The 24,754-nt window shown below is 73.3% G+C and carries 14 protein-coding genes; 2 read left to right on the top strand and 12 right to left on the bottom strand.

The window, feature by feature from the left end:
- Nucleotides 1-14 precede the first annotated feature (14 nt).
- From OHS57_RS25450 to OHS57_RS25440, 3 genes are all read right to left on the bottom strand, one after another.
- Nucleotides 15-4,004 (bottom strand): UvrD-helicase domain-containing protein, encoded by a 3,990-nt coding sequence (locus OHS57_RS25450; RefSeq protein WP_328583453.1) that lies wholly within the window; start codon nt 4,002-4,004, stop codon nt 15-17.
- A gap of 485 nt (nt 4,005-4,489) precedes the next feature.
- Nucleotides 4,490-7,810 (bottom strand): ATP-dependent helicase, encoded by a 3,321-nt coding sequence (locus OHS57_RS25445; RefSeq protein WP_328583452.1) that lies wholly within the window; start codon nt 7,808-7,810, stop codon nt 4,490-4,492.
- A 155-nt stretch (nt 7,811-7,965) separates the two neighbouring features.
- The gene (locus OHS57_RS25440; protein ID WP_443042966.1) at nt 7,966-8,469 is read right to left on the bottom strand and encodes an MGMT family protein; all 504 of its coding nucleotides are present in this window, start codon (nt 8,467-8,469) and stop codon (nt 7,966-7,968) included.
- Between the two features lie 227 nt (nt 8,470-8,696).
- Here OHS57_RS25440 and OHS57_RS25435 point away from each other — a divergent pair, with 227 nt between their 5' ends.
- Nucleotides 8,697-11,411: a lysylphosphatidylglycerol synthase transmembrane domain-containing protein gene (locus OHS57_RS25435; protein ID WP_328583451.1), complete on the top strand. Its 2,715-nt coding sequence runs from the start codon at nt 8,697-8,699 to the stop codon at nt 11,409-11,411.
- A gap of 87 nt (nt 11,412-11,498) precedes the next feature.
- The gene (locus OHS57_RS25430) at nt 11,499-13,085 is read left to right on the top strand and encodes an alpha/beta hydrolase (RefSeq protein WP_328583450.1); all 1,587 of its coding nucleotides are present in this window, start codon (nt 11,499-11,501) and stop codon (nt 13,083-13,085) included.
- A 96-nt stretch (nt 13,086-13,181) separates the two neighbouring features.
- Here the strand turns inward: OHS57_RS25430 and moeZ are convergent, their stop codons facing one another.
- The 9 genes from moeZ to OHS57_RS25385 form a co-directional block, all read right to left on the bottom strand.
- On the bottom strand, nt 13,182-14,360 hold the full coding sequence (gene moeZ / locus OHS57_RS25425) for an adenylyltransferase/sulfurtransferase MoeZ (protein WP_041984716.1): 1,179 nt from the start codon (nt 14,358-14,360) through the stop codon (nt 13,182-13,184).
- A 71-nt stretch (nt 14,361-14,431) separates the two neighbouring features.
- Nucleotides 14,432-15,175, bottom strand: coding sequence for a spherulation-specific family 4 protein (locus OHS57_RS25420; RefSeq protein ID WP_328583449.1), 744 nt, complete (start codon nt 15,173-15,175; stop codon nt 14,432-14,434).
- Nucleotides 15,163-16,134 (bottom strand): NAD-dependent epimerase/dehydratase family protein, encoded by a 972-nt coding sequence (locus OHS57_RS25415; protein WP_328583448.1) that lies wholly within the window; start codon nt 16,132-16,134, stop codon nt 15,163-15,165. Before OHS57_RS25415 ends, OHS57_RS25420 begins: the two co-directional genes overlap by 13 nt.
- Nucleotides 16,135-16,232: 98 nt before the next feature.
- On the bottom strand, nt 16,233-17,387 hold the full coding sequence (locus OHS57_RS25410; protein WP_328583447.1) for a hypothetical protein: 1,155 nt from the start codon (nt 17,385-17,387) through the stop codon (nt 16,233-16,235).
- Between the two features lie 13 nt (nt 17,388-17,400).
- Nucleotides 17,401-19,110: a DUF3492 domain-containing protein gene (locus OHS57_RS25405; protein WP_328585168.1), complete on the bottom strand. Its 1,710-nt coding sequence runs from the start codon at nt 19,108-19,110 to the stop codon at nt 17,401-17,403.
- A gap of 231 nt (nt 19,111-19,341) precedes the next feature.
- Entirely contained in the window at nt 19,342-21,027 is a 1,686-nt protein-coding gene (locus OHS57_RS25400) for an ABC transporter ATP-binding protein (protein WP_041984727.1), read from the bottom strand.
- The gene (locus tag OHS57_RS25395) at nt 21,024-22,013 is read right to left on the bottom strand and encodes an ABC transporter permease (RefSeq protein ID WP_041984729.1); all 990 of its coding nucleotides are present in this window, start codon (nt 22,011-22,013) and stop codon (nt 21,024-21,026) included. Before OHS57_RS25395 ends, OHS57_RS25400 begins: the two co-directional genes overlap by 4 nt.
- Nucleotides 22,010-23,002: an ABC transporter permease gene (locus OHS57_RS25390; protein WP_328583446.1), complete on the bottom strand. Its 993-nt coding sequence runs from the start codon at nt 23,000-23,002 to the stop codon at nt 22,010-22,012. The genes OHS57_RS25395 and OHS57_RS25390 overlap by 4 nt, the downstream gene beginning before the upstream one ends.
- Nucleotides 22,999-24,729 carry an ABC transporter substrate-binding protein gene (locus OHS57_RS25385; RefSeq protein ID WP_328583445.1) on the bottom strand — a complete coding sequence of 577 codons (1,731 nt, stop codon included), beginning with the start codon at nt 24,727-24,729 and terminating at the stop codon, nt 22,999-23,001. The genes OHS57_RS25390 and OHS57_RS25385 overlap by 4 nt, the downstream gene beginning before the upstream one ends.
- Nucleotides 24,730-24,754 lie beyond the last annotated feature (25 nt).

Here is a 24,754-nt window from a genome sequence, read left to right as displayed (position 1 = left end):
CGAGCCTAACCGGCTCAGGGGGCGTGCTCGTCTGCCGGTTCGGCCGCCCCTCCGGTGAGGATCCGCTCCAGCTCCGCCCTGCCTGGCAGCACGGCGGGCCGCACCACGTCGCCGCTGCGCACGTACAGGAAGGCGGCCGCCACCTCGGCCGGCGCCAGCCCGTGCTGCTCGGCCCAGGCCAGCCGGTAGACGGCGAGCTGGAGCGGGTCGGCGTTGCGGGTCCTGCTGGTCTTCCAGTCGACGATCTCGTACGTGTACGCGCCGGTCGCCGGGTCGAGGTCGCGGTAGACGGCGTCGATCCGGCCGCGGATCACCCGCCCGGCGAGGGTGAGGTGGAACGGCGCCTCGACGCGGTACGGGGTGCGGCTCGCGTACGGCGTCCGCTCGAACGCCGCCTTGAGCGCGGCCAGGTCGCGCTCGTCCGCGATCTCGGGCTCGTCGGCGGCGCCGCCCGGCAGCTCGTCGGGGCCGAGCATCGGCAGCGGCAGCTCCTCGAACCGCGACTCCACCCAGGCGTGGAACCGGGTGCCCCTGCGGGCCGCGGGCTGCGGGGGTCGCGGCATGGGGCGGGCGAGATCCTGCGCGTACCCGTCGGGATCGGCGGCGAGCCGCAGCAACTGGGAGGCGGACAGCGAGGGCGGCACGGCGACATCACGAACGGTGGCGCGGGCACGGGTGAGCTCGCGGGCGAGCGCGTCGAGATCGCGGTCCCAGGAGTCGAGGGTCCGGATCTCCTCGGGGGTGAGGGATTCGCCCTGCGACGTCTCTTGCGGGGGCCCCTGCGACGTCCCCTGCGGGGGGCGGGGGGCGGGGAGGTGCGGGGTCCCGCCGGGCGGGGTGCCGTCCGGTGTGGGCGGGGCGCCACCGGCCCGGATCCCACCGGGCACGACCGTGCCGGGCACGGCCCCGCCGGGGCTGGCGCCGTCCGGGGCGGGTGCGGGCTCGTCCCGGGTGTCGGTCCACGCGTCCCAGTCCGCCAGGTCGAGCTCAGGCTCCGGCCCCTCGGGCGGGGTATCCCCGGCCGGGGTCGCGCCGGGCGCGCGCCCGCCGGGGACGGACCCGTCCGGCACAGGACCGGGCTCCGCCGGGGCGTCCCGGTCCGCAAAGCCGGGCTCGGACTCCCCCGTCCCACCGGTCCGGGTCGCATCCCGCGCGGTTTCGTCGTGCGCGGGACCGGGCTCCGCCCGGGTGTCCGTCCAGGCGTCCCGGTCCGCCAGCGGCTCGGGCACCGCCCCGTCGGTCGGAGTGCCCGCAGCCCGGATCGCACCGGGCGCACTCCTGCCGGGGAAGGGCCCGTCCAGCAGGGCGCCCTCCCTCCCGTCCGGCGCGGTTCCATCCCGCGCCGTGCCGCCGTGCTCGGCGGCGGGCTCGGCCTGCGTGTCCGTCCAGGCGTCCCAGTCCGCCAGGTCCTGCTCGGGCTCCGGACCGTCGTCCTCGGGGGCGTACGGCTCCTCGTACGACTCCGAATGCAGCTCGTCCGCGACCGGCTCAGGCGTTCCCGACTCCAGGTACGTCAGTACCGTGTCCGCCGCCTCCCAGCGGCGGCGGCGGGAGCGCTCGTCCAGGGGGAGCGGCCAGGGCTGTGGGGTCGTCTCCGCCAGCAGGGCGGGGTTCTCTTCGTCCTCCGCCGGTTCGTCCGCCCACGCCTCGATCTCGCCGTAGCCCGCCGCGCAGTGGTCGTACAGCGCGAGCAGGAAGTCCGACGGGCCCCTCGGGCGCTTCTGGCTGGGGCCCCACCAGTGGCCCGAGCCCAGCAGCAGGTTGCGCGGGCGGGTGAAGGCGACGTAGCCCAGGCGCAGCTCCTCGGTGTGCTGATGCGCCTTCATCCGCTCCTTGAACGTCTTCAGCCCCTTCGCGTCCCAGGACTCGATGTCCGGGAGGGTCGCCGCGTCGCCGCGCAGGGCGTGCGGGAGCACCTTCGGCTGCGCCGTCCACGCCTCGCGCGCCCTGCCGCTCGGGAACTGTCCGGTGACCAGGCCCGGCACGGCCACGACGTCCCACTCCAGGCCCTTGGCCTTGTGCGCCGTGAGCACCTTCACGGTGTTCTCGCCGCCGGGCAGCGCGTTGTCCAGGCCCTTCTCGTACTGCGCTGCCGTACGCAGGAACGCGAGGAACGCCAGCAGTCCCGCCTCGCCGTCGAGCGCGGCGAAGGAGGCGGCTATGTCGAGGAAGTTGCCCAGGGTCTCGCGCCGCCGGGCCGCCAGCGCGTGCGGCGAGGCGGCCAGTTCGACCTCAAGGCCCGTCGTGGCCAGCACCCGGTGCAGGACGTCCATCAGCGGGTCGGCCAGCGACCTGCGCAGGTCCCGCAGTTCCGTGGCGAGGCGGGCGAACCGTACCCGGGCGGCCGCCGAGAACGGCAGGCCGTCCTGGGGCGCGCCCGCCGACTCCAGGAACGTGTCGAGCGCGTCGGCGAGCGAGATGACCTCGGCGGGGTCGGTGCCCTCGACGGCGGCCGCCAGCCGTTCGTCCATGGCGGCCGGGTCGTCGGGGTCGGCGGAGCCCGCGCCGCCCCTGTGGACGAGCAGCCGGGCCCTGCGGCCCAGCAGCGCCAGGTCGCGGGGGCCGATCCGCCAGCGGGGTCCGGTCAGCAGCCGTACGAGCGAGGCGTTGGCGCCGGGGTCCTGCAGCACCTCGCACACCGCCACGAGGTCGGCCACCTCGGGCAGATGCAGCAGCCCGGAGAGGCCGACCACCTCGACGGGCACGTCACGGGCGACCAGCGCGCCCTGGATCGCGGCGAAGTCGCCCGCCGTGCGGCACAGCACGGCGATCTCGCCGGGCTCCTTGCCGGTGCGCACGAGATGGCCGATCGAGTCGGCCAGCCACTCGATCTCCTCGCCGTGCGTGGCGAGCAGGGCGCAGCGCACGCTGCCGTCCCGCTCGGCGCCCGGCGCGGCGCGCAGGGCCTCGACGCCTTCGTGCATCGCGCGCAGCGGCTCGGCGAGCGAGTTGGCGAGGTCGAGGAGCCGGCCGCCGCTGCGCCGGTTCTCGCTGAGCGAGAAGCGGGTGGCGGGCGCGCCGTCGGCGTACGGGAAGTGGGCGGGGAAGTCGTCCAGGTTGGCGACGGAGGCGCCGCGCCAGCCGTAGATCGCCTGGCAGGGGTCGCCGACGGCGGTCACCGCGTGTCCGGTGCCGCCGCCGAACAGACCGGCCAGCAGGAGCCGCTGGGCGACCGACGTGTCCTGGTACTCGTCGAGCAGCACCACCCGGAACTCGTCCCTGAGGATGCCGCCGACCTCGGGCCTGGTGAGGGCCAGTTCGGCGGAGAGGGCGATCTGGTCGCCGAAGTCGAGGAGGTCACGGGCGCTCTTGGCGTCGCGGTAGCGCCCGACGAGGTCGAGGAGTTCGCCCCGCGCGAGGGCGGCCTCGGGGGCCTTGCGCAGCTCGGCGTTGCTGAGTTTCGCCCCGTCCAGGATGCGCAGCAGCTCGGTGTCGTACGCGCTGAGCTTCGCGGGCCGCACCAGGTGCTCCGCCAGCTCGGCGTCCAGCGCGAGCAGATCGCTGACCAGCGCGGGAAGCGTCTTGACGAGGGACGGGTACGGTCCTGGCGCCTCGCGCAGCACCCGCGCCGCGAGCTGGAAGCGGGTGGCGTCGGCGAGGAGCCGCGCGGTGGGTTCGAGCCCTATCCGCAGCCCGTGATCGGTGAGGAGCTGCCCGGCGAAGGCGTGGTACGTGGAGATGCGGGGCTCGCCCGGCGGATGGTCGGGGTCGATGGCGTCGGGGTCGGTGACCCCGGCCCGTACGAGCGCCTTGCGGACGCGCTCGGCCAGTTCGCCGGCGGCCTTGTTGGTGAAGGTGAGCCCGAGGACCTGCTCGGGCGCGACCTGCCCCGTACCGACCAGCCACACCACGCGCGCGGCCATCACCGTCGTCTTCCCCGACCCGGCCCCGGCCACGATGACCTGCGGGGCAGGCGGGGCGGTGATGCACGCCGTCTGCTCCGGGGTGAAGGGGATGCCGAGGAGCTCCTTGAGCTGCCCGGGATCGGTGAGGTGTGCGGCCACCCCAGAGAGGCTATCCGGCCCCACCGACAACGCCCCCCCCGCTACGGCCTCAGGCCTCCCCCGGCCGGGAGGAGCGTGCGGGCAGCAGCCGTCGCGAGATGCCGGGCCGCGTCGGCGGGGAGCCGTCGGGTGGGGCGTTCCGACCCCCCGGCGTGCGCCGGACGGCGTGGTGCCGTGACCGGCGATGCCGTCCGACCGAGGAACACCCGCCACGCACCCTGCCCCTCGGCCCGTAGCCCCGGGGGCGGCACCGCCCGGCCTTCCGGCCAGCCCCACCCGCGCACGTGCCCGGGATCACGACCAGGCGCAGCCCGTCCTGCCCGGCCGGACAGCAGCCGCCCCGCACGCCGCGCATCCCCCGGTGAGCACCTACCGCGACCGCGAACCGGCAGTGCCCACGCCACCCAGCAGACGGCCGGAGGCCTGGCGGCGGCGCCGCACGGCCAACGTCGCGAACGCGCCTGCGCCGCCCGGACGGGCACCTGTCACTCCACGATCTGTTGGCCCTCCGGTTGCGCTCCGCACGACGCTCGGAACGCGCAGTGGGCGCAGTGCTGGCCCGTGCTCGGGGTGAAGCGTTCGTCCAGTACGCGGCCTGCCGCCGTGGCCAGCAGGTCGCCCACCCATTCGCCTGCCAGCGGCTCCTGCGCCTGGATCTTGGGGAGTTCGTCGCCGCCCTCGCGCTTCGGGGCCGGCTGGCGCAGTTGGACGAGTTCGGCGCCCGCCGCGTCCGGGCGGTGGCCGTCGAAGATCTCGTCCAGGGCGCCTTCGCGTACCGCGAGCTGGTAGACGGCCAGCTGGGGATGGTGGGCGACCTCCTCCTTCGTCGGGGTCGCCTTGCCGGTCTTGAAGTCCACGACGTACGCCCGGCCCTGGACGTCCTTCTCGACGCGGTCCATGGAGCCCCTGATCCGCACCTCGTACTCGCCGGCTTCGATCGTGACGTCGAATTCGTGTTCCGTGGCGACGGGGGTGCGGCCGCCGCGGTCGCCGACGTGCCACTTGAGGAAGCGTTCGAGCGCCACGCGCGCGTGCTCCTTCTCCTGGCGGGACTTCCAGGGCGCGTCGAAGGCGAGCGCGTCCCAGACGGAGTCCAGCCGTTCCATCAGGACGGCGAGGTCGGCGGGGGTGCGTCCGGAGGCCACCTCGTCGGCCAGGACGTGCACCACGTTGCCGAACCCCTGCGCCGCCGTCGCGGGCTCGGCCGCCTTCACCTCGCGGCCGAGGAACCACTGGAGCGCGCAGGTGTTCGCGAGCTGTTCCAGCGCGCTGCCGGAGAGCGCGACCGGCTGGCCCCGGTCACGCAGCGGGACCGCGCTGAGCGTCGGCTCGTACATGCCCCACCAGCTGTTCGGGTGCGCGGTGGGGACGAGCGCCTGGCCGTCCTCGTCGGCGAGGGCGGCGAGGCGGGCGAGTCTGCGGGCCGCCGCGTCCCGCAGGGCGGGGCTCGCCGCCGGGTCGACCGTGGTGGCGCGCAGTTCGGCGACGAGCGGAGCGACGGCGAGCGGCCTGCGCGGGCGGCCCGTTATGTCGCGTGGCTCGACGCCCAGTTCGGTGAGGAAGCGGGACGGCTGGTCACCGTCGTCGGCGGGGGCCTTGACCGCCGTGACGACGAGCCGTTCACGGGCGCGCGTCGCCGCCACGTAGAACAGCCTGCGCTCCTCGGTAAGGAGGGCGCCGGGGGTCAGCGGCTCGGCGAGGCCGTCCCTGCCGATCCTGTCGGCCTCCAGCAGCGAGCCGCGCCGCCGCAGGTCGGGCCACAGGCCCTCCTGGACCCCCGCGACGACGACCAGCCGCCACTCCAGCCCTTTGGAGCGGTGCGCCGTCATCAGCCGTACGGCGTCGGGGCGTACCGCCCGCCTGCTGAGGGTGTCGGCCGCGATGTCCTGGGCGTCCAGCTCTTCGAGGAAGTTGAGCGCGCCACGGCCGCCGGTGCGCTCCTCGGCGCGGGCGGCCGCGTCGAAGAGCGCGCAGACGGCGTCGAGATCGCGGTCGGCGTTACGGCCGGCGGCGCCGCCGCGCAGCGCCGACCGTTCGAGCCTGCGCGGCAGGGTCGTGCCGTCCCACAGCTCCCACAGGGCCTCTTCCGCCGTGCCGCCGCCTTCGAGCAGTTCACGCGCCTTGCGCAGCAGCCCGCCGAGCACCTGCGCGCCCCTGGCGTACGCGGGATCGTGCGCGACGAGCCGTTCGGGCTCGGCGAGCGCGAGGGCGAGCAGCGCGTCGGAGGGCGGCGGGAGCCGGTTCCCCGCAGCCCGCTCGTCGTCCCGCAGGGCCCGGCCGAGCCGGCGCAGATCGGCGGCGTCCATCCCGCCGAGCGGCGAGGAGAGGAGGGTCAGCGCCGTCTCGACGTCGAGCCAGGGGGCGGCGTCGCTCCCGTCCGCCACCGGGTCGCCCGGCGCCGGCCGCAGCGCCGCCCTCGCGACCGCTCTGAGCGCCGTCAACAGCGGCGCGACGGCGGGCTCGTGGCGCAGGGGTACGTCGTCGCCGTCGACGTCCAGCGGCACACCGGCCGAGGTGAGGGCGCGGCGCACGGACGGGATGGTGCGGCCGCCCGCGCGGACCAGCACGGCCATCTCGCTCCACCGGACGCCGTCCTCCAGATGGGCCCTGCGCAGGATGTCCGCGATGTTGTCCAGCTCGGCCGACGGGGTCGGGAAGGTGTACGTCTCGACCCGCCCGCCGCCTCGTACCGCCGCCAGCTCGCGGTGGGCCCGCGCCTTCTCCGCGGGCAGCCGGGGCAGCGGCATCCGGCGGGTCAGCATCCTGCTCGCCGCCAGCAGCGCGGCGCCCGAGCGGCGCGAGGTGGTCAGCACCTCCACCGGGGCCGGCCGTCCTCCGGTGCGCGGGAAGGCCTCGGGGAAGCCGAGGATGCCGTTCACGTCGGCGCCGCGGAAGGCGTAGATCGACTGGTCGGGGTCGCCGAAGGCGATCAGCGTGCGGCCCCCGCCCGCCAGCGCCCCGAGCAGCCTGACCTGCGCCGGGTCGGTGTCCTGGTACTCGTCCACGAAGACCGTGTCGTACTGGGCCGTCAGCCGCTTCGCGACCTCCGGGCGGCTCGCCAGCAGCACCGCGCGGTGCACCAGCTCCGCGTAGTCGAGCACGCCCTGCAGATCGAGGACGTCGAGATATTCGGCGAGGAAGGACGCCGCGGCCGACCAGTCGGGCCTGCCGGTACGGGCGGCGAAGGCGGCCAGCGAGTCCGGGCCGAGCCCCAGCTCCCGGCTGCGGGCGAGCACCGCGCGCACCTCGTCGGCGAAGCCGCGCGTGGTGAGGCACGCGCGCAGCTCGTCCGGCCAGCCGATGCGCGCCCGGCCCTCGCGCGCCAGGTCGAGCTGGCCCGCGAGCAGGTCGCGTACGGCGACGTCCTGCTCGGGCCCGGAGAGCAGCCGCAGCGGCTCGGTGAAGAGGTCGGCCTCCTGGTGCGCGCGGATCAGGGCGTAGCAGAACGAGTGGAACGTCGTGGCCTGCGGCCCGCGGGTGCCGCCGAGCCTGACCGCCATCCGGTCGCGCAGCTCCACCGCCGCCTTGCGGCTGAAGGTGAGCACCAGGATCCGCTCCGGATCCGCGCCCGCCGCGACACGCGCGGCGACCGACTCCACGAGCGTCGTCGTCTTGCCGGTGCCGGGACCCGCGAGCACCAGCAGCGGCCCGGTCCCGTGGTCAACCACCCTGCGCTGTGCGGCGTCCAGCTGAGGAGGGACCACCGGCTCCGGAGGCGTGCGCACCAGTCGGTACGCACCCGTGGACCGCTGCCGTACCCGGCGCTGCGGTGCCGGGGTGCGCCCGGTGGTGGAGGAGGAGCTCACGTGGATCGCCGGTCCTGGAGGAGGTGCTGGGGGACGTGCTGAACGAGGTGCTGGTGGTGCCGGGAGCACCGGCCGGGGTGCGCGGGGCGGATGCCTCAGACGCTACCGGGCCGCCGCCCGGCACGCGGCGGATCGGTCCGCATGGCGTGCGGCGCTCACGCCGGGCCGCCCGATGGCGGAAACTGTCCTGTGTGAGCCACATCGCCCGCTTCCGCACCGCCGGATTCCGCGTCCGCGCGATCCGTGCCGCCGGAATCCGCTGCTCCGGAATCCGCCGCTCCGGGATCCGCGCCGCCGGTACGCGCGCCGTCCCACCGCGCCCGTCCCATGTCGAGCCGCGGCAGATGGCCGTGCGAGGCGCGCCCCGCCTCGCGCAGCGGGGTGGACTCCTCCCGATAGTGGTCGAGGGCCCGCAGCTCGTGCTCGGGGAGCAGCACACCGTCGGACCTGACCACCCGCCACCAGGGCACCGCGCCGCCGTACAGCGCCATGACCCGGCCGACCTGGCGCGGGCCGCCCTCGCCGAGCCATTCGGCGACGTCGCCGTAGGTCATGACCCGGCCGGGCGGGATCAGCTCGGCCACGTCCAGTACCCGCTCCGCGTATTCCGGGAGGCGCTGCGGCTCGTCCCGTTCGCCTGCACGCTCCTCGCTCGTCATCCGGTCCATCCTGCCCCACGGCACCGACAGTCCCCTCCTGGCGTACACGGATCGCGCGCCGTCACCCCGCGTACGTACGCACGCAAAGGGAGGTATCTCGCGCGGCCCACGCCCCCGCAATGCACCCTGATGCCCCCGTCTGTCGTCGGCTCGTGCCACCATCGTCCGGGCGGTGACTGGTGATACGAGATCAAGAGGACACGGATTCGGACTCCACGGAGGAGCCCGTGACGCGCGCTCGCGCCACGGGTTCGCCCTCCGGCGCCCCGGCACGCCCCGACGCCGACCGGCCCGAGGAGAGCGAGCACACCGGCGCCCATCCCTACGAGCCGCCCTGCAACGACGAGGTGACACCCACCGACCGCGTCTCGGGCGACGAGCCGCTGCTCGCCGCCCGGGTGCACCGGCCGTCCGACCTGCTGCGGCTGGTCATCGGCATCCTCGCGATCGGTCTGGTGCTCGCCCTCTCGGCCTTCGCCCACGGCACCACGTCCGGCCTTGAGGACGACATCAGCAGGGGTACGGGCCAGGCGCCCGACCTGCTGGCCAAGATGGCGGGGCTGATCTCCAGCATCGCCGTGCTGCTCGTCCCTGTCGCCTTCGCCATCGAGCGGCTGATCAAACGCGACGGGCTGCGGATCGCCGACGGCGTGCTCGCCGCCGTCCTCGCGCACGGCGTGACGCTCGCCACGGACCTGTGGGTCACCAGGGCGGCGCCGGGCTCCATCCAGGAGGCGCTGACCAGGTCGCAGGCCGGCTCCGGGCTCACCGATCCGGTGCACGGCTATCTGGCCCCCGTCATCGCCTACATGACGGCTGTGGGCATGGCCCGCAGACCCCGCTGGCGCGTGGTGCTGTGGGTGGTGCTGCTGCTCGACGCGTTCGCCATGCTGGTGGCCGGCTACACCACGCCGTTCTCGATCGCCCTGACCGTCCTGATCGGCTGGACCGTGGCGTACGGCACGCTGTACGCGGTCGGCTCGCCCAACGTACGGCCCACCGGGCAGACCCTGATGGCGGGGCTGCGCAGGGTCGGCTTCCGGCCGGTCAGCGCGATGCGCGCCGAGGAGGGCGCCGAGTCGGGCGAGCAGGCCGACCGGGGGCGGCGCTACTTCGTCACCCTGGAGGAGGGCGCGCCGCTCGACGTCACGGTCGTCGACCGGGAACAGCAGGCGCAGGGTTTCTTCTACCGGCTGTGGCGGCAGCTCACGCTGCGCTCGATCACCGCGCGCCGGTCGATCCCCTCCCTGCGCCAGGCGCTCGAACAGGAGGCGCTGCTCGCCTACGCGGCCATCGCGGCGGGCGCGCACGCACCGAAGCTGATCGCCACCTCCGAGCTGGGACCCGACGCCGTCATGCTCGTCTACGAGCATCTGGGCGGCAGATCGCTGGACTCGATCGAGAGCGACGACGTCACCGACGAGCTGCTGCGCGGCGCCTGGCGCCAGGTCAAGGCGCTTCAGTCACGGCGGATCGCGCACCGCGCGCTGACCGGCGACGCGATCATGGTCGACCGGTCGGGCCAGGTGATCCTGACCGAACTGCGCGGCGGGGAGATCGCTGCGGGCGATGTCGTGCTGCGCATGGACACCGCGCAGCTGCTCACCACGACGGGGCTACGGGTCGGCGCACGCCGCTCGGTCGCCGCCGCCGTCGAGGTGATGGGTCCCGACGCCGTCGCCGACTCGCTGCCACTGCTCCAGCCGATCGCGCTGAGCCGCTCCACCCGCGCGACGCTGCGCAAGCTCGCCCGTGAGCGCGCGCAGCGCGAGCGGGAGGCGGTGCTCGAAGCGTCCGACGCGAACAAGCGCCACCGGCTGGCGGAGGCCAAGGCGGCCAGCGGCGGCGACCGCAAGGCCGTACGCAAATCCCTGCGGGCCGAGAAGCAGGCGGAGAAGCGCGCCATAGACGACGCCCTCGACGAGGCGCGCGAAGAGGACCTGCTCTCGCAGATCCGTCAGCAGGTGCTGCTGATCCGGCCGCAGGCACCGGTCGAACCGGTCAGGCTCGAACGGATCAGGGCCCGTACGCTCGTCACCTTCATCGCCGGGGCCGTCGCCGCGTACTTCCTGCTCTCCCAGCTCACCCAGCTCGACTACACGATGGTGGTCGGCGAGGCGCACTGGGGCTGGGTGGCGGCGGCCGCGCTGTTCTCCGCGCTGAGTTACATCGCGGCGGCGATGAGCCTGCTGGGCTTCGTGCCCGAGCGGGTCAGCTTCCTGCGGACGGTGATCGCGCAGGTCGCCGGGTCGTTCGTGAAGCTCGTCGCACCGGCGGCCGTCGGCGGTGTGGCGCTCAACACCCGCTTCCTGCAGCGCTCGGGGGTCCGTCCCGGGCTCGCCGTGGCGAGCGTCGGGGCGTCACAGCTGTTCGGGCTCGGCGCGCACATCCTGCTGCTGCTGTCCTTCGGCTATCTGACGGGTACGGAGAAGACGACGTCGCTCACCCCGTCCAGGACGGTGATCGCCGGTCTGCTGACGGTGGCCGTGCTGGTGCTGGTCGTGACGGCGATCCCGTTCCTGCGCAAGTTCGTCGTGACGCGGCTGCGCTCGCTGTTCGCAGGTGTCGTGCCGCGCATGCTCGACGTATTGCAGCGGCCCATGAAGCTGCTCACCGGCATCGGCGGGATGCTGCTGCTGACCGGCATGTTCGTGATGTGTCTGGACGCGTCGATCCGCGCGTTCGACAACGGCAACCAGCAGCTCAGCTACGCGAGCATCGCCGTGGTCTTCCTCGCGGGCAACGCGCTGGGCTCGGCGGCGCCGACCCCGGGCGGCGTGGGGGCCGTGGAGGGCGCCCTGACGCTGGGTCTGCTCGCCGTCGGACTGCCGAAGGAGGTCGCGGCGCCCGCCGTCCTGCTGTTCCGGCTGATGACGTTCTGGCTGCCGGTGCTGCCCGGCTGGCTGTCCTTCAACCAGCTCACCCGCAAGGGAGCCCTGTAGGACGGGGCGGGCGCGGCAGGCGTCCCGCGCTACTCCGCTTGGACCCCGCCGGGCGCGGCGCGCCGCGCCGTGGCACAGGATGGGGGGATGCCGACCTCCTCCGCCCGGCGCGCCGCTGCCCTGGCCGCCGTCACCGCCGCCGCCCTCCTGGCCGTCTCCGCGTGTTCCGACAGCGGATCCGACGGCGGGAGGGGCAGCGGCAGCTCCGACCCGACGGCCCGGCCCAAGAACCTGGCCACCCAGAAGCTGGACTGGAAGACCTGCGCCGCCCCGTCCGTCGAGCAGGGCGGCGGCCCCTCGCCGTCCCCGCTGCCCGGCAAGGTCAGCTGGCAGTGCTCGTTCATGACCGTCCCGCTCGACTACGCCAAGCCGGACGGCGACACGGTCAAGCTGGCCCTCATCCGCGCCAAGGCCGCCGACACGAGCCACCGGATCGGCTCGCTCGTCTTCAACTTCGGCGGCCCCGGCGGTTCCGGCGTCACCGGACTGCCGTCGTTCGCGAAGGACTACGAGAAGCTGCGCGCCCGCTACGACCTGGTCAGCTTCGACCCGCGCGGGGTCGGCGACAGCGACGGCGTCCGGTGCGAGAGCGACAAGCAGCTCGACGCGTACTACGCGCAGGACGCGACCCCGGACGACGCGGCCGAGGAGAAGTCCCTCACCGAGGGCCTGGCGAGCTTCGCCGCCGGCTGCGAGCGCGACTCGGGCCGGGAACTGCCGTACGTCGGGACGACCAACGCGGCCCGCGACATGGAGCTGATGCGCCAGGTGCTGGGCGACAAGAAGCTGTACTACTTCGGCATCTCGTACGGCACGGAGCTGGGCGGCGTCTACGCGCACCTGTATCCGAAGAGCGTCGGCAGGGCCGTCTTCGACGGGGTCGTCGACCCGACGCAGGACTCCGAGCAGAGCTCCCTCGGCCAGGCCAAGGGCTTCCAGCTCGCCCTGGACAACTTCGCGAAGGACTGTGTGTCGCGCGGCGACGCCTGCACGCTGCCCGGCAGCACCCCGAAGCAGATCGAGGGGTTCATCTCCTCGCTGCTCGCCCGGCTCGACAAGCAGCCGATCGCCGGCATCGGCAACCGCAAGCTGACACAGACCCAGGCCACCAACGGCGTCGCGCAGGCGCTCTACTCGAAGGAGTACTGGCCGCTGCTCGAACAGGGTCTCGACGAGGCGGACGGCGGCAACGGCGGGTTGCTGCTCGCGCTGTCCGACGCGATGAACGGCCGCGACCAGCAGGGCAGGTACAGCAACATCCAGGCGGCGAACGCGGCGATCAACTGCGTGGACTCCAAGGAGCGCTACACGCTCGCGCAGACGAAGGCCAAGCTCCCGGAGTTCCGCAAGGCATCGCCGGTCTTCGGCGACTTCCTCGGCTGGGGCGTCATGAGCTGCTCCGAGTGGCCCGTGCCGGGCACCTGGAAGCATCCGGACGTCAGCGCGCCGGGCTCGGCCCCGATCGTCGTCGTCGGCAACACCGGTGACCCGGCGACGCCGTACGCGGGCGCGAAGGCGATGGCGGACGCGCTGGGCAAGGGCGTCGGCGTGGAGATCACCTACGAGGGCCAGGGGCACGGCGCTTACGACAGCGGCGACGCGTGCATCCAGAAGGCCGTCAACGGCTATCTGCTGAACGGCACGGTGCCCAAGGCCGGCACCGTCTGCAAGTAACCACACACAGCCGACGCAGGGCCCGGACCGCGTACGGTCCGGGCCCCGCGTACGCGCGATGCGCGACCTGACGGTGGATCCAGTAGGACGGTGAATCTAGTAGATCGGCTTCTCGGGCTCGATCTGGTTGACCCAGCCGACGACCCCGCCGCCGACATGCACGGCGTCGGCGAAGCCCGCCGACTTCAGCACGGCGAGCACCTCGGCGCTGCGCACACCCGTCTTGCAGTGCAGGACGATCTTCTTGTCCTGCGGCAGGTGCTCCAGGGCGTTGCCCATCAGGAACTCGTTCTTGGGGATCAGCTTGGCGCCGGGGATCGAGACGATCTCGAACTCGTTCGGCTCGCGGACATCGATGACCTCGATGTTCTCGCCGTCGTCCATCCACTCCTTGAGCTGCTTGGGAGTGATCGTCGAACCGGCCGCCGCCTCCTGGGCCTCTTCCGACACGACGCCGCAGAACGCCTCGTAGTCGATCAGCTCGGTGACGGTGGGGTTCTCCCCGCAGACCGCGCAGTCGGGGTCCTTGCGGACCTTGACCTGGCGGTACTGCATCTCCAGGGCGTCGTAGATCATCAGCCGCCCGACCAGCGGGTCGCCGATGCCGGTCAGCAGCTTGATCGCCTCGGTGACCTGGATCGCCCCGACGGACGCGCAGAGCACGCCCAGCACGCCGCCCTCGGCGCAGGAGGGGACCATGCCGGGGGGCGGGGGCTCCGGGTAGAGGCAGCGGTAGCACGGGCCGTGCTCCGACCAGAAGACGCTCGCCTGACCGTCGAAGCGGTAGATCGAACCCCAGACGTACGGCTTGTCCAGCAGCACGCAGGCGTCGTTGACCAGGTAGCGGGTGGCGAAGTTGTCCGTGCCGTCCACGATCAGGTCGTACTGGGCGAAGATCTCCATCACGTTCTCGGCTTCGAGCCGCTCTTCGTGAAGGACCACGTTGACGTACGGGTTGATACCGAGGACGGAGTCACGCGCCGACTGGGCCTTGGAGCGGCCGATGTCGGACTGGCTGTGGATGATCTGGCGCTGCAGGTTCGACTCGTCGACCTCGTCGAACTCCACGATGCCGAGCGTGCCGACACCGGCCGCCGCCAGGTACATCAGGGCCGGGGAGCCGAGGCCACCGGCCCCCACACACAGCACCTTCGCGTTCTTCAGCCGCTTCTGCCCGTCCATCCCGACATCGGGGATGATCAAGTGACGGGAGTACCTGCGGACCTCGTCGACGGTGAGCTCAGCAGCGGGCTCGACCAAGGGGGGCAGCGACACAGGGACCTCTACAAGGGGGTTGGTCGTTCATTCAGTAATCTGTTCTCTCTGTAACAGTGCCACGGCCCTTCTCATTCCGAGACACCAGGTCCGACCCGCGAGACGATTGCGTCCCAGTAGCCGGGCAGCGCCTCGAACGGGTTCTGCGGGCCCGTCCGGTCGGTGAAGAAGATCGTTCCCGCGCCCTGCCAGCGGGCGACGCGCATCGCCTCGTCCAGGTGGGTGCGGGGCAGTCCGTGGACGAGGTGGACGAACCGTTCCGGCGGATAGCCGGCCGTCCACTCGGCCGCCTGCGACCAGCGGTAGTCGCTCCACGGCCCGGAGAAGGTCACCAACTGGTCGGCGGCCTCCGCGTATCCGGGGTACGGATGCGTCCCGTGGCCGAGGACGACATGCGCGCCGTCCACCAGCGTCTCCAGGGTGGCCGTGATCCGCCGTACCGCCGGCAGGTCCGCCCGGTCGGCCGGGCACCGGTCGAGGGAGAAGCCGGCGACGCGGTACCAGTCCAGATAGCGCTGCGCCTCGGCGACGATCTCGCCGAACGGGCGGCTGCCGTACGCCAGGTCGAGATGGCCGAGCACCCGGACGCCCGCGTTGGTCAGCCGTCCCGCCGCGTCGAGGCAGTGCGGGTCGGGCCGGACGCCGGGGCCCTGGGCGACGTTGAGCACGACCCAGTGCAGCGGTGTGGCGGGCCGGGTGAGTCCGGCCCATTCGGCGGGCGCCAGCAGCGGATGCGCGTAGCCCGGGACACCGAGGCCGACCTCGCCGGCCTCGGTGGCGGAGAGGCGCTGACCTGTCGTGGTCAGATACGGCACGCCGCCTCCATCCAGATGTCGGCCAGCGACTCCTCCAGATTGATCCGCGGGCGCCAGCCGAGCCGGTCGCGCGCGGTGCGTACGTCCGCCTGCTGCCAGCTGCCGCAGCCGTCGGGGTAGGGGAACGGGCCCGCGCCGAGCTGTTCCGGCGCGGACTCGCCGCGCTGGGCGCCGATCGGCGCGTGGCCGTGCCGGGCGGGGCCCGGGGCGTCCAACTCGTGCAGCGCGCCCGCGTATCCGGCGACCCTGGCCAGCACGGCGGCGGCGTCCCTGAGCTTCACGGACCGTCCGGTGCCGATGTTGACGATGCCCTGCGCTGCCGAGAGGGACGCGGCGTGCACCGCGCGGGCCACGTCCCGTACGTCCACGAAGTCCCGCTGGACGCCGAGCCCGGCGAGCTTCAGCTCACCGTCGCCGCCCTGCATGGCGCGGCGCATCGCCTCGGCGAGCCGGCCGAGCGGTGAGCCCGCCGGGGTGCCGGGTCCCACGGGCGAGAAGATCCGCAGCACGACGGCGTCGAGCCCCGCGCCCAGGACGAGTTCGGAGGCGGCGAGCTTGCTCACCCCGTACGGGCCGCCGGGGCGCGGTACGGCGTCCTCGGCCGTGGACGAGCCGTGCGGCGACGGGCCGTACTCGGAGGCGCAGCCGAGCTGGACGAGCCGGGCGCCGCAGCCGCTGCGGCGCAGCGCCTCGCAGACGGTGGCGACGGCGACGGTGTTGTGCCGGATCAGCTCGCGCGCCCCGCCCCGGGTGGCACCGGCGCAGTTGATGACGACCCCGGGGTGGACGGCGTCCAGGAAGCGGGTGAGCGCTCCGGGGCTGCCGCCCGCGAGGTCGAACCGTACGTCGGCGTCGTCGCCGCGGCCCAGGGCGGTGAGATGCACGGCGGGGTCGGCGAGCAGCCGGTCGGCCACGAACCGGCCGAGGAATCCGTTGGCGCCGAGCAGCAGGACCCTCATCGTGCCGCCCCTCTGCGCCGAAGGGTCTGAGCTGGGGATTGCGGGGTCATCTCGTTCGTTCTCCTTGCAGCGGGATGTCGCATGGGGTGCGGGCGGGGTCAGGTGTGGGCCGAGGCCCTGCCGAGGGTGACGACGGCGTGGGCGAGCAGGACGAGCGCGGCCGCCGCGCAGGCGAGTGCGGGGACGGCGCCCGCTCCCCAGGCCTGTACGACGTCGGTGACGGGGGCGGCGACCGGGCCGCAGCCGGGGATGCGTCCGGCGGCCACGGACAGGCAGGCCAGGGCCTCGGCGAGGCAGGCGCAGACGAGTCCGGCCGCCGCCGGGTCGGGGTAGCCGTGGACGGTGAGCAGCCGGGCGAGCATGAGCAGCGTGCCGAGGGCGAGGGTCGGGGCGAGCGCGGCCCCGGCGCCGAGGACGAGGGTGCTGAGCAGGACGATGCCGGTCAGCGCGCAGGCGTAGAGGGCGACGGTCGCGAGCAGCAGCGGCCTGGCTCCCGCGGCGAAGTCGGCGAGGCCGCTGCTGTCGGCGAGCCGGCGCCTGGCGTGTACGGAGAAGAGGTGGGCGCAGCAGACGGCGGGGGCGACGGCGAAGGACAGTCCGACGAGCGGGGTCAGGGTGGCCGGCCACGGCCCGTGCGGGCCGCCGGCGACGAGCGCGTCGAGCAGCCCGTCGCCGCAGACCAGATAGGCGAGCAGCCAGTAGACCCAGAGACCTGCGGCGGGGACCCGGCGCCCGGTGGTGCGCAGCGGCCCTCGGCGCAGCGCGCTCGACAGCGCGCCGGACAGGGCGAAGGCCCCCGCCAGGGCTATCGCGAGCTGGGTCTGGCCGCTCGTGCGATGCAGTCCCGCGAGAGTGAGGGCGCTGACGGCGCCCGGCAGCAGCGAGAGCGTGAGCCGGCGGGCCGAACTCGCCCGGCCGGCGCGCACGTCGGCGACGGGCACCGGCTGTTTCGGGGCGCGCAGGACGGCGGCCGCCCGGTCGCCGTCGCGCGGGACGCGGGCGTACAGCTCCTCGGCGAGCGAGAAGACGTCGCGGTGCCGGAAGCGGGCGGCTGTCCGGTCGGTGATGCCGTGGGCTTCGAGCCCGGCGGCGATCTCCAGCGGGTCGACGGCGCCTTCGCACAGCCGCCGGTGGCGGTGCATCAGCAGTATCACCGGGTCGGCGGGCCCGCGCCGTACGGCAGGGACGGGGACGGTCATGGTGGTGCTGCTCGACGAGGGTTCCGGCACAGAGGTGGTGCGGGCTTCGGTCATGGTGGTGCCTCCGTCAGACATCGCTCTCCCCCGCGCCGGCCGTGGTGCCCGCTGTGGCGCCGACCGGCCAGCGGCTCGGCACATGTCCCTCGGCCGGGTGGGCGAAGGGCAGCGGTGCTCCGTCGGCGCCGACGGCCTCGGCCGGGCGGCGTACGGGGGCGTGCGAGACGATTTCGAGATAGATGGAGCGGAAAGCGGCGAGATTCTGCTCGACCGTGAAGAGTTCGACGGCGCGGGCACGGGCCGCCGCGCCCAGCCGCTCGCGGCGCTCGTCGTCGGCGAGCAGCCCGACGACGGCGTCGGCGAGCGCCTTCGGGTTGCGCGGCGGTACGACGAGTCCGGTGCCGCCGATGACTTCGACGACGGCCCCGACGTCGGTCGAGACCGTGGCGCGCCCGCAGAACATCGCTTCGACGAGGCTGAGGGGGAAGCCCTCGACGATGCTGGACAGGACGACCACGCTCCCCGCCGCGTACGCGTCGGGGAGCTCGGGCGCCTCGGGACACCCGATCTCCTCGAAGGAGACCGGGTTCTCCCCGACCGCGTGCGCGTCCGGCGCCTCGTCGGGGAAGAGCTGGGCCGCCAGGGCGCGGCAGTGGGCCGGGTAGTCGGCGGCCTCGGCGCCCTGGGCGGGGGCGCCTATGATCCGCAGCCGCGCGCCGGGCCGCGCGGTCCTGATGTCGGCGAAGGCGTGCAGCAGGGAGACGAGGTCCTTGGCCGGTTCGATCCTGCCGACCCAGACGACGGTGTCGGTGTCGCCGCCGTCGTCGCTCTCGCCCACGGCGGCGAACCGCTCGGCCTCCATGCCGGGGTAGACCGTGCGCAGTTTGGCGGGGTCGGCGCCGCACCGCTCCTGCCAGCGCCTGGCGTGCGCGTTGCCGGGGGTGATGACGGCCGCCTGCCGGTAGACCTCGGCGGCGAGCCGGCCCTGGAATCCGGCGAGCAGGGCGCGTACGGGGGCGCCCAGGGCGGCCGTTCCCGCCGGTTCGGCGGCGGAGCCGCCGCTGGCGAGGTAGTGCGCGCGCAGCTGGACGCCGTACTCGGTGACCAGCAGCGGTACCCCGAAGAAGCGTTTGGCCAGCAGGCCGGGCAGGGCGGCCGAGCCGCCGGAGGCGGCGTGGCAGAGGTCGACGCCCGCGAGACCGCCGGCGCTGCTGTCGCCGTCCCCGCCGCCACTGCCGTCGCCGTCGGCGTACCAGTCGAGCGACAGCGGGCGCAGGGCGCGCTCCAGATGGTCGGCGAAGGCCAGGTAGCCGGTGACGCCGGTGGCATGCACGCTCCGGCGCGCGCCGGGCGCACGGCAGGCCGCTTCGAGGAGCCGGACGGCGACTTCGGAGCGGAGCGCCGCGTACAGCCCGCCGCGCTCCCTGGCCAGGTCGGCGAGTCCGTAGAGCCCTGCGGCGAAGTCGTCCGCGGCGGCCGGGTCCTCGCCGGCGGCGCAGATGGCGGCGGCGAGCTGCTTGAAGTGCGCGGCGAACCTGCGGCGGTCGCGGCGGCCGTACGTCCTGCCGTCGTCGGCGGGGGCCCAGAGCGCCGCCGTGCGCACCTGCCGGACCTGGGGCGGCAGTGCTATCCAGCCGCGCCCTTCCTGCTGGGCGCTGCGGCTGAGCGCGTAGATGTCGAACTCGTGCTGTGTGAGCCCGCGCACGAGCCGGTCGCACCAGAGCCTGGACTCACCCGTCGCGTACGGATAACCACCATCGGTGAGCAGTCCGATCCGCACGATCACACCCCCGATCTCCCTTGTGGAAGGCCGCCGTTGATCCGGCGACTCGCAGCGGGACGACCGTAAGCGGATATGACCGTGGTGCGACGGACGGTTGTCCGTCGCACCACTGGAAGGGGTGAATGCACGTAACTTATGCGTACCGGGCGCGTTCTGTGGCGCTACGGTGCTTTTCGACTACGCAAGGTCACGCAGGGGGGTCAGGCGGGGCGGGGTCGGGCGGCAAGGTCAGGCGGCGGCCGGCTCTCCGGTCAGTTCCCTGCGTGCCGCGCGGCGCACGGCGGCGAGCGCGGGGTCGAGTGCGGGCACGGCGGCGAGCAGCTGCTTGGTGTACGGGTCCTCGGGGGATCCGTACACCCGGTCAACGGTGCCCTGTTCGACGATCCTGCCGTGCCGCATCACCGCGACCCGGTCGCTGACCTTGCGTACGACGGCGAGGTCGTGCGCGATGAAGACCAGCGCCAGGCCCAGCTCCCGCTGGAGCTCCGCGAGCAGCGCCACGACCTGCGCCTGGGTGGTCACGTCGAGGGCCGAGACCGGCTCGTCGCAGACGATCAGCCGCGGCTCGGCCGCCAGCGCCCTGGCGATGCCGACGCGCTGGCGCTGGCCGCCGCTGAACTCGTGCGGATAGCGGTCGTAGCGGTCCGGGTCGAGGCCGACCCGCTCCAGCAGCTCGCGCACCCGCTCGATGACCGCCGCGTCGTCCAGCACGCCGGCGGCGCGCAGCGGGTCGGCGACGGACTCGCCCACGGAGCGGCGCGGGTTGAGCGAGGAGACCGGGTCCTGGAAGACCATCTGGAGCTCCCGCCGGTAGGGCCGCAGCTCCTTCTCCGACAGCGTCCCGATCTCCTGGTCCCGGTAGGTCAGCCGGCCGGACGTCGGGTCCAGCAGCCGGACGAGCATCCGGCCGAGGGTGGTCTTGCCGCTGCCGCTCTCGCCGACGATGCCCAGGGTCTCCCCCGGCCGTACGGTCAGTGAGACCCCGTCGACGGCGCTGACGGTCTGCTTGCCGCGCCGGAACTCCCTGCGCAGGTCGACGGCTTCGACCAGCGGCGGTTCCTCGGCCGGCGCTGCGGTACGGGACACGGCGGCGTCGACCCTCGGTACGGCGGCGAGCAGCGCGCGGGTGTACTCCTCGCGCGGCGCGCCGAGGACCGTCGCCACCGGGCCGCGCTCCACCTGCCTGCCGTGCCGCATCACGAGCACGTCGTCGACGCTCTCGGCCGCCACCCCCACGTCGTGGGTGACCAGCAGCAGCCCCATGCCGGTCTCCCTGCGCAGGTCGTGCAGCAGGTCGAGGATCTGCGCCTGGACCGTGACGTCCAGGGCCGTCGTCGGCTCGTCGGCTATCAGCAGCCGCGGTTCGCAGGCCAGCGCCATCGCGATCAGCGCCCGCTGCCGCATCCCGCCGCTGAACTCGTGCGGCCGCGCGCCCGCCCGGCGCGCCGCGTCGGGGATGCCGACCCGGTCGAGGACTTCGACGGCCCGCGCACGCGCGGCCTTGCGGGAGGCCCGGGTGTGCACCCGGTAGACCTCGGATATCTGGTCGCCGACGGCGTAGTACGGGTCGAGGGACGACAGCGGGTCCTGGAAGACCATCGCCGCCACCGCGCCCCGCAGCGCGCGCAGTTGGCGCTCGGGGACGGTGTTCACCGCCGTACCGCCGACCCGGACGTCGCCGCCCACCTCGGCGCCGGTGCCCCGGTGCAGGCCGAGCAGGGCCGCGGCCACGGTGCTCTTGCCGCTGCCGGACTCGCCGACCAGGCCGAGGGCCGCGCCGGCTTCGAGGGTGAACGACAGGTCGTCGACGGCCCTGATCGCCTCGGCCCCGGTGGCGAAGTCCACCGTCAGGCCGTCCACGACGACCAGCGGCTCGGCCGGGTCCCCGGCCCCGGTGTTGTGTTCGAGAGTCATCGCAGAACCACCCGTCGGTCGGCCACGGCGTACAGCAGGTCGGCGAGGACGTTCGCCAGGACGACGGCGGTACCGGTCACCAGCACCACCCCCACCACCACCGGCAGATCGATCTCCCGCACGGCGTCGATCAGGGTCTTGCCGACCCCGGGGATGCCGAACAGCGACTCGGTGAGCACCGCCCCGCCCAGGACCGTGCCGAGGTCGAGGGCGTTGAGCGCGATGACGGGCGGCACGGCGCCGCGCAGCGCGTGCCGCGCGATGATCGCCCGCTCGCCGACGCCGTAGGCGCGGAAGGTGCGGATATGGTCCTCCGCCAGGGTCTCCAGCGTCGAACTGCGCGTCAGCCGGGCGTATTTGGCGCTCTCGAAGAGGCCGAGGGTGAGCCAGGGCAGCAGCATGTTCCAGCCCCACTGCGTCGGGTCCTCGGTCAGTGGCACGTACGAGGGGAACGGCAGCCACTTCAGATAGGCGCAGACCACCATCAGGAACAGCAGCCCGAGGATGAACACCGGTGTGCTGGTGCCCGCGAGGGTCAGCAGCGTCAGCGCGCGTTCGGTGATCCCGCCGCGCCGCAGGGCGGACAGCAGCCCGGTGCCGATGCCGATGACCAGCCACACGACCATCGCGCCGACGGCGAGCGACAGCGTCGCCGGCAGTTTCTCCAGCAGCAGGTCGGTGACCTGCTGGTCGCTCTGGTACGAGAAGCCGAGGCAGGGTGCGTCGCAGTGCAGCGCGGCCGTGCCCGACGAGTAGTCGCGCCCGGCGAAGATGCCCTGGACGAAGTGCGCGTACTGGACGTACACCGGGTCGCCGAGGCCGAGTTGTCCCCGTACCTGCGCGACCTGCGCGGGCGAGCAGCGGTCGCCGCAGGCGAGGCGCGCCGGGTCGCCGGGCGCGATGTAGAACAGCGCGTAGATCACGGCGGACAGCACCAGGAGCACGAGCACGGCGCCGCCGAGCCGCTTGAGCAGATAGCGCGTCACGAGGCGGCACCCTTCGAAGACGTGCGCGGGCGCCCGCGGCCGATCCGCAGCCTGCTGGCCTCGCGCGGGTCGAGCGCGGCGCGCACCCCGTCACCCAGCACGGTGAAGGCGAGGACGGTCACGAACAGCACCGCCGCCGGCAGCAGCACATACATGGGGTCGGCCCGGAACCAGGTCGTCGCGCCGGACAGCATCTGTCCCCAGGACGGGGTCGGCGGCTTGACGCCGACCCCGAGGAACGACAGCGACGCCTCGATGACGATGTTCGAGGGGACCAGGATCGACGCGTACGTGATGACGGGCGCGGCGAGCGACGGCAGCAGTTCGCGCCGCGCGACCCGCCACCGCCCGGAGCCGCCGAGCCGGGCAGCGGCCACGAAGTCGAGTTCCTTCAGGGTCAGCGTCTGCGCCCGCACGATCCTGGACGTACCGCCCCAGTTGAGCAGGCCGATGATCAGGATCAGCAGCAGCGGGCGCGGGAACCCGGACGGTACGACGGCGGTCAGGGCGATGCCGAGGACGAGCAGCGGCAGCGCGACCATCACGTCGGTGACCCGGCTGAGGAACGTGTCGAGCCACCGGTTGCCGAGCGCCGCGCACAGCCCGACGGTGACCCCGATCGCGAGCTGCACCACCGTCGCGCCGAGGGCGACGAGCAGCGAGACCCGGGCCCCGTACATCAGCCGGACGAACAGGTCGCGTCCGGTGCCGGGTTCGACCCCGAGCCAGTGGTCGCCGCTGACCCCGCCGAACGATCCTGTGGGCACCCCGCCGCGCGCCGAGTCGACGAGCGCGTCGTGGTACGTGTTCACGTCCTGGCCTTCGAGGGCGGCGAACAGCGGTGCGGCGACGGCGAGGACGACGAGCAGGACCAGCACACCGGCCGCCACGAGGGCGGAGGGCCTGGCCCGCAGCCGGCGCCACACCTGGCGCGCGTCCGAGGCGGCGGGCGCCGCCGCCTCGGACACCAGCAGATCTGCCGTGGTCACTTGACGGCGACCCGCGACACGTCGAGCACGCCGGTCCAGTCGCTGATGACGACGTTCTTGACGTTCTTGCCGACGAGCCGCTTGTAGACGGGGTGGAACAGCGGCACGTCGAGCGCTTCCCCGCCGAGCTTCTTGTCCAGCGCGCCCCAGCGCTTGGCGGCGGCCGCCGGGTCGGTCAGCTTGTTGATGTCGTCAATCTCCTTGTTGACCGCCGGGTCGTCGAGCTGGGCGTGGTTGAAGTTGCCCGCGCCGTCCTTCACGATCTGCCGGCCGTCGAAGATCGGCGCGAGGAACGGACCGCCCGAGGGCCAGTCGCCGCCCCAGTGGGCGAGGAAGAAGCCGGGCGCCTTCGCGGCGGTGCGGGTCTTGTCCTTGTAGGCGTTGTTCTCAAGACCGTCCAGCTTGACGGTGATGCCGGACTGCTTCAGCCCTTCCTGCACGGCCGTCGCGATGGTGGGGCTGTTCTCCCGGTCCTCCAGCGTGGAGTGGGTGAGCGTGACGGTCAGACCGTTCGGGTAACCGGCCTGCTTCAGCAGCTCCTTGGCCTTGGCCGGGTTCCCCGACTTGCCGGCCGGGAACAGGTCGTACGGCGCGTAGCCGTACGCCTCCTGGTCGGGCAGGAAGGTGGTGGCCGGCTCCGCGAGCGCCGAGCCGCCCGCCGCGTTGATGACGCTGGTGCGGTTGATGGCGTACGAGATCGCCTGGCGCACCTTGACGTTGTCGAACGGCTTGACCTTGGTGTTGAAGGCCAGGTAGTTCGTGTAGCCGAAGTGCCCGGTGCCCACGCGCTTCGAGAGCGCGCTGTCGCCGGAGACCTGCGCCAGCTCGGCGGGGCCGAGGTTGGTGTCGGTGGTGACGGCCGACGCGTCGGCGCCGGTGCTGGTGGACAGCCGCTGGTTGATGACGGACGGGTCGAGGCCCGACTTCACGTCGATGGTGTCGGGGTACTGCTGGCGCCTCGGGTCCGTCTTCTGCGACCAGTTGGTGTTGCGGGTGAGGACCATGTGCTCGCCGTCGCCCTCGTTCTTGACCACCTTGTAGGGGCCGGAGGAGATCGGGTGGGTCTCGTACTTGGCGCCGGTGTCCTTGCCCTTCGGCACGGGCGTGAACTGCGTCTGGGTGGCGAGGAGCGGGAAGTCACCCTCGGGCTTGGAGAGTTTGAAGACGATGGTCTTCGGGTCGGGCGTCACGATCGAGGCGAGGCCCTTGGGGTCCTTGTACGGCCCCTGGTAGTCGGCGCCGCCGACCAGCCAGTCACGCAAGTAGGGCGCGCCGCCGGAGAGTTCGGCGGCGAAGGAGCGCTCGATGCCGTACTTGACGTCGGCGCTGGTGATCGGGGTGCCGTCCTCGAACTTCAGCCCGTCCTTGAGTGTGTACGTCCACTCGGTGGCGTCGGCGTTGGGACGGCCGGTGTCGGTGGCGAGGTCGGGGACGACCTTGTTGCCCGCCGGGCCAGAGCCGGGGCCGCGGGTGGTGAGCGTGCGGAAGACGAGCGTGGGGATGTTGCCGCCGCCGGAGGTGTACTGCCGCGCCGGGTCGAAGTCGGTCAGCGGTGTGGTGTTCAGCACCGAGAGGGTGCCGCCCTTCTGCGGCTTGCCGCCGGTCCCGTCACCGTCCTTGGAGCTGTTGTCCTTGGGTCCCGCGCAGGCCGCGGCGCCCGCGACGACGACCAGGCCGACGGCTGCCGCTGCCAGGCGGCGGGATATGAGGGACGGTTGACGACGCATCGGAAGACCTCTCGGAGTGCTGTGG

The sequence above is a fragment of the Streptomyces sp. NBC_00370 genome, assembly GCF_036084755.1.
Lineage (GTDB): Bacteria > Actinomycetota > Actinomycetes > Streptomycetales > Streptomycetaceae > Streptomyces.
The sequence above is the reverse complement of the archived record's forward strand: the minus strand, read 5'-3'. Positions and strand labels throughout refer to the sequence as shown.